The following is a 5,307-nucleotide window of genomic DNA, read 5'->3' on the forward strand; positions in this document are numbered from 1 at the left end:
CGCCCCGCCGGGGGCCGGGCGCCCCCCGCCGCCCCCCCCGCCCCGCTCCCCCCCCCCCGCCCCTCCGTGGTCGTCCGCCTGGGCCGGGCCGGGGGGGGGGGGCCCCCCCGCCCCCCCCGACCCCGGCCCCGCCGCGCACCCCCGCGGCACCGCACCCGCCGCACCCGCGCCGCCCGACCCGCCACCGCCGCACCGGCAGCGCCATCCCTCGACCCGGAGGAAGACCTCCCATGTTCGACACCGTTCTGGTCGCCAACCGGGGTGAGATCGCCCTCCGGGTGATCCGCACCCTGCGCCGGCTCGGCATCCGCTCCGTCGCCGTGCACAGCGACGCCGACGCCGAGGCCCCGCACGTCCGCGAGGCCGACCTCGCCGTCCGGCTCGGCCCGGAGGGGCGCAGCGACAGCTCGGCGGCCGAGACCTACCTGCGGACCGACCTGCTGCTGGCGGCCGCCCGCCGCACCGGTGCGCAGGCCGTGCACCCCGGGTACGGCTTCCTCGCCGAGAACCCCGGCTTCGCCCGGGCGTGCGCCGAGGCGGGGCTGGCCTTCATCGGCCCGCCGCCGGCCGCGGTGGAGCTGATGGGCGACAAGATCAACGCCAAGGAGGCCGTCCGCGTCGCGGGCGTGCCGGTGGTGCCCGGCAGCAGCGGCGGCTCGCCGAGCGACGCCGAGCTGGTCGCGGCCGCCAAGGAGATCGGCTACCCGGTGCTGCTGAAGCCGTCCGCGGGCGGTGGCGGCAAGGGCATGCGGCTGGTCCGCGACCCCGCCGAGCTGCCGGCCGAGATCGACGCGGCGCGGCGGGTGGCGCGCACCGCGTTCGGTGACGACACCCTGCTGCTGGAGCGCTGGGTGGACCGGCCGCGCCACATCGAGGTGCAGGTGCTCGCGGACGCCCGCGGCACCACCGTGCACCTCGGCGAGCGCGAGTGCAGCCTGCAGCGCCGCCACCAGAAGCTGATCGAGGAGGCCCCCTCCGTCCTGCTCAACGAGGAGACCCGGGCGGCGATGGGTGCGGCGGCCGTGCGGGCCGCCGAGGCCTGCGGCTACACCGGCGCCGGCACGGTCGAGTTCATCGTCCCGGGCCTGGAGCCGGGCGCGCAGGCTCCCGAGGGCGTCCTGGACTTCTTCTTCATGGAGATGAACACCCGCCTCCAGGTGGAGCACCCCGTCACCGAGCTGGCGATCGCGGTGCGCACCGGCGACGGCGCCGAGCCGCGGCGGCTCGACCTCGTCGAGTGGCAGCTGCGGGTGGCCGCCGGCGAGGCGCTGCCCTTCGCCCAGGAGGACGTCTCCTTCGTGGGCCACGCGATCGAGGCGCGGATCTGCGCCGAGGACCCGGACCGCGACTTCCTGCCGACCGGCGGCCGCATCCTGCGGCTGGACGAGCCGGCCGGCGAGGGCGTCCGGGTGGACTCCGGCGTGGCCGCGGGCACCGAGGTCGGCAGCCTCTACGACCCGATGCTCGCCAAGGTGATCGCGTACGGGCCGGACCGGGCGACGGCGCTGCGCCGGCTGCGGGCCGCGCTGGCCGACACCCGGATCCTGGGCGTCACCACCAACACCGGCTTCCTGCGGCGGCTGCTGGCCCACCCCGAGGTGGTGGCGGGCCGCCTCGACACCGGGCTGGTGGAGCGGACCGCTCAGCAGACCCCCGTCCTGCTGAGCTCCCCCCACACCCGCACCGGTGCCGACGCGACCCCGCAGGACGCGGAGAGCGCGGACCTGCTGCCGATCGCCGCGGCGATCGCCCGGCAGCTGGACCTCGCCCCGGCCGTCGCCCCCGACGGCTGGACCGACCCGTTCTCCCGCCCCTCCGGCTGGCGGCTGGGCGGCGGGGCGGCCTGGACGGCCCACCGCCTGCGGCTCGCCGGGCAGGAGCCGGTCACCGTCCTGGTGCGGCCGACCGCACCCGGCTCGGTGGCCGAGACCGCCGGCACCCCCGCCTCCGCCGGCCTGCAGGTGCAGGTCGGCGACGGACCGGTGCGGCGGGCCACGGCCCACCGCTCCGGCGGCCGCCTGCAGGTCTCCCTCGACGGCCTGCAGACGACGTTCGCACACACCACCGACAACGGGCCCGCGGGCCGCGTCGACTGGCTCGCGGTGGACGGCGACGCCTGGGCGGTGCACGCGTACGACCCGGTGGCGGACCGCGCCGCCGCGGGCGGGGCCCACCACGGCGCGCTGACCGCTCCGATGCCGGGCACCGTCACCGTGGTCAAGGCCGCGGCCGGCGAGCGGGTGACCCGCGGTCAGACCCTGCTGGTCCTGGAGGCCATGAAGATGGAACACGTGATCGCGGCGCCGCACGACGGCACCGTCAGCGAGCTGCGGGCGAGTGCCGGCGCGACCGTCGCCATGGACGAACTGCTGGCCGTCGTCGTACCCGCCGAGGGCGACGCCGAGAAGGCCGAGGTGGCCCCGTGACCGCGGAGCAGGACGGGACGGCGGCCGAGCCGGGCGTGCTGGAGCTGGGCCTGCCGGACCCGGTGCGCGACCCGTCGCTGCCGGCCCGGGTGCGGATCCACGAGGTCGGCGCGCGGGACGGCCTGCAGAACGAGAGCGGGCTCGTCCCGGTCGAGGTGAAGGCCGAGTTCATCGCCCGGCTGGCCGCCGCCGGCCTGCGCACCGTCGAGGCGACCAGCTTCGTGCACCCCAAGTGGGTGCCGCAGCTGGCGGACGCCGAGGAGCTGATGCCCCGGCTGTCCGGCCTGGCCGGGCGGTACCCGGGCCTGCGGCTGCCGGTGCTGGTGCCGAACGAGCGCGGCCTGGACCGGGCGCTCGCCCACGGCGCGGCGGAGGTCGCGGTCTTCGCCAGCGCCACCGAGACCTTCGCCCGGCGGAACCTCAACCGCTCCGCCGACGAGGCCATGGCGATGTTCCGCCCGGTGGTGGCCCGCGCCACGGCGGCCGGGGTGCCCGTCCGCGGCTACCTCTCGATGTGCTTCGGCGACCCGTGGGAGGGCCCCGTCCCGGCCGCGCAGGTGATCGGCCACGGGCTGCGCCTGCTGGAGATGGGCTGCGCCGAGCTGAGCCTCGGCGACACCATCGGCACCGCCACCCCCGGCCAGGTCACCGCGCTGCTGACCGGCTTCGCCGAGGCCGGGGTGCCGATGGACCGGCTCGCCGTGCACTTCCACGACACCTACGGCCAGGCGCTGGCCAACACGCTCGCCGCGCTGCGCTGCGGGGTGACCGTGGTGGACGCCTCGGCCGGCGGCCTCGGCGGCTGCCCCTACGCGAAGAGCGCCACCGGGAACCTGGCCACCGAGGACCTGGTGTGGATGCTCCACGGCCTCGGCATCGACACCGGCGTCGACCTGGCCGCCCTCGCCGCCACCAGCGGCTGGATGGCCGGGCAGCTCGGACGCCCCAGCCAGTCGCGGACCGTCCGGGCGCTGCTCGGCCCGTCCGCCTGACACACCCCGTCAACACCTCATCACCCCGGCCCGACCGGCCGCGATCCAGGAGGATCCCCATGCTCGACCACCGGCTGAGCACCGAGTACGAAGAGCTGCGACGGACCGTCGCGGAGTTCGCGAACGACCGGGTCGCGCCGAAGATCGGCGAGTACTACGAGCAGAACGAGTTCCCGTACGAGATCGTCCGCGAGATGGGCGAGATGGGCCTGTTCGGCCTGCCGTTCCCCGAGGAGTACGGCGGCATGGGCGGCGACTACTTCGCCCTGGGCATCGCCCTGGAGGAGCTGGCCCGGGTCGACTCCTCGGTCGCCATCACCCTGGAGGCGGCCGTCTCACTCGGTGCCATGCCGGTGTACCGCTTCGGCACCGAGGAGCAGAAGCGCACCTGGCTGCCGAAGCTGACCTCGGGCGAGACGCTCGGCGCCTTCGGCCTCACCGAGCCGGAGGGCGGCTCGGACGCCGGCGCCACCCGCACCACGGCCCGCTACGACGAGGCGACCGACGAGTGGGTGATCAACGGCACCAAGTGCTTCATCACCAACTCCGGCACGGACATCACCGGCCTGGTCACGGTGACCGCGCTGACCGAGCCGACCACCCGCGCGGACGGGGCGGCGCTCTCGCCCACGCGGGAGATCTCGTCCATCATCGTGCCGGCCGGGACACCCGGGTTCCAGGTCTCCAAGAAGTACTCCAAGGTCGGCTGGAACGCCTCCGACACCCGCGAGCTCTCCTTCACCGACTGCCGCGTCCCGGCGGCGAACCTGCTGGGCGAGCGCGGCCGCGGCTACGCCCAGTTCCTGCGCATCCTCGACGAGGGGCGCATCGCGATCGCGGCGCTCGCCACCGGCCTGGCCCAGGGGTGCGTCGACCAGTCCGTCGCGTACGCCGGCCAGCGGCGCGCCTTCGGGCGGCCGATCGGCGCCAACCAGGTCATCCAGTTCAAGCTGGCCGACATGGAGATGCGCGCCCACACCGCCCGGCTGGCCTGGCGCGACGCCGCCTCCCGGCTGCTGCACTCCGAGCCGTTCAAGAAGGAGGCCGCGATCGCGAAGCTGTACGCGTCGGAGGCCGCCGTGGACAACGCCCGCGAGGCCACCCAGATCCACGGCGGGTACGGCTTCATGAACGAGTTCCCGGTCGCCCGGTTCTGGCGCGACTGCAAGATCCTGGAGATCGGCGAGGGGACCTCGGAGGTCCAGCGGATGCTGATCGCGCGGGAGCTCGGGGTGACCTCCTGACCCGACCGGGTCGACCTCCCCGGCGGTCCGTCAGGGGATGACGATCACCGGGCGGTTGGCGCGCCGCGCCAGCCGCCCGGACACCGAACCGAAGACCTTGCCGAGCAGGCCGCGGGTGCTGCCGACGACGATCGCGTCGGCGGCGTACTCGCGGCCGACCTCTTCGATCTCGTGGCAGATGTCGCCGCCGCGCTCGACCAGGATCCACGGCACGCCGGCGAGGAAGTCCGCGCAGGCCAGCTCCAGGCCGAGGATCTCCGTGCGGTGGTCCGGCAGGTCGACGAAGACCGGCGGCTCGCAGCCCGCCCAGACCGTGGCCGGCAGCCGGTTCGCCACGTGCACGATCACCAGGCCGCACTGCGACCTGCGCGCCATGCCGACCGCGTAGGCCAGCGCGCGCTCGCTGGACAGCGAGCCGTCGAAGCCGACCACCACGCCGTGCTGGAACACCGGGTCGCAGGCGCGGGCCGGCTGATCCTTCACCAGGTGCTCGCCGTCGCCCTCGGTGCGGCCCGTCATCGGACCGGGGCCGTCGCTCATCGGGCCGCCTCCGGGCGCTCCGGCGCCCCGTGCACCGCCGTGCCCGCCGCGGCCGGACACCGGGCCGCCCGGGCCCGCTGCGGGGCCGTGTGCCCCCGCCCGGCG

The 5,307-nt window shown here is 75.9% G+C and carries 3 protein-coding genes and 1 pseudogene; 3 read left to right on the plus strand and 1 reads right to left on the minus strand.

Annotation, left to right across the window (positions count from 1 at the left end; genetic code table 11):
• Positions 1–230: 230 nt before the first annotated feature.
• From ABZ641_RS24940 to ABZ641_RS24950, 3 genes are read left to right on the plus strand one after another with little or no spacing between them, the layout of a single operon-like run.
• Positions 231–2,426, plus strand: a complete 2,196-nt coding sequence (locus ABZ641_RS24940; protein ID WP_359985063.1) for a biotin carboxylase N-terminal domain-containing protein — start codon at positions 231–233, stop codon at positions 2,424–2,426.
• A 38-nt stretch (positions 2,427–2,464) separates the two neighbouring features.
• Positions 2,465–3,418 (plus strand): hydroxymethylglutaryl-CoA lyase, encoded by a 954-nt coding sequence (locus ABZ641_RS24945; RefSeq protein ID WP_344627797.1) that lies wholly within the window; start codon positions 2,465–2,467, stop codon positions 3,416–3,418.
• Positions 3,419–3,477: 59 nt separating this feature from the next.
• Positions 3,478–4,662 (plus strand): acyl-CoA dehydrogenase family protein, encoded by a 1,185-nt coding sequence (locus ABZ641_RS24950; protein ID WP_359985066.1) that lies wholly within the window; start codon positions 3,478–3,480, stop codon positions 4,660–4,662.
• A 30-nt stretch (positions 4,663–4,692) separates the two neighbouring features.
• Here ABZ641_RS24950 and ABZ641_RS24955 read toward each other — a convergent pair.
• Positions 4,693–5,127: pseudogene (locus ABZ641_RS24955) on the minus strand (universal stress protein); the annotation flags it as partial.
• Between the last annotated feature and the right edge of the window lie 180 nt (positions 5,128–5,307).

The organism is Kitasatospora sp. NPDC007106 (assembly GCF_040634455.1).
Lineage (GTDB): Bacteria > Actinomycetota > Actinomycetes > Streptomycetales > Streptomycetaceae > Kitasatospora > Kitasatospora arboriphila.

Bases quoted from the DNA above. Each gene is read 5' to 3' on its own strand.
- ABZ641_RS24940 (WP_359985063.1), top strand. From the start codon at position 231: ATGTTCGACACCGTTCTGGTCGCCAACCGGGGTGAGATCGCCCTCCGG.
- ABZ641_RS24950 (WP_359985066.1), top strand. From the start codon at position 3,478: ATGCTCGACCACCGGCTGAGCACCGAGTACGAAGAGCTGCGACGGACC.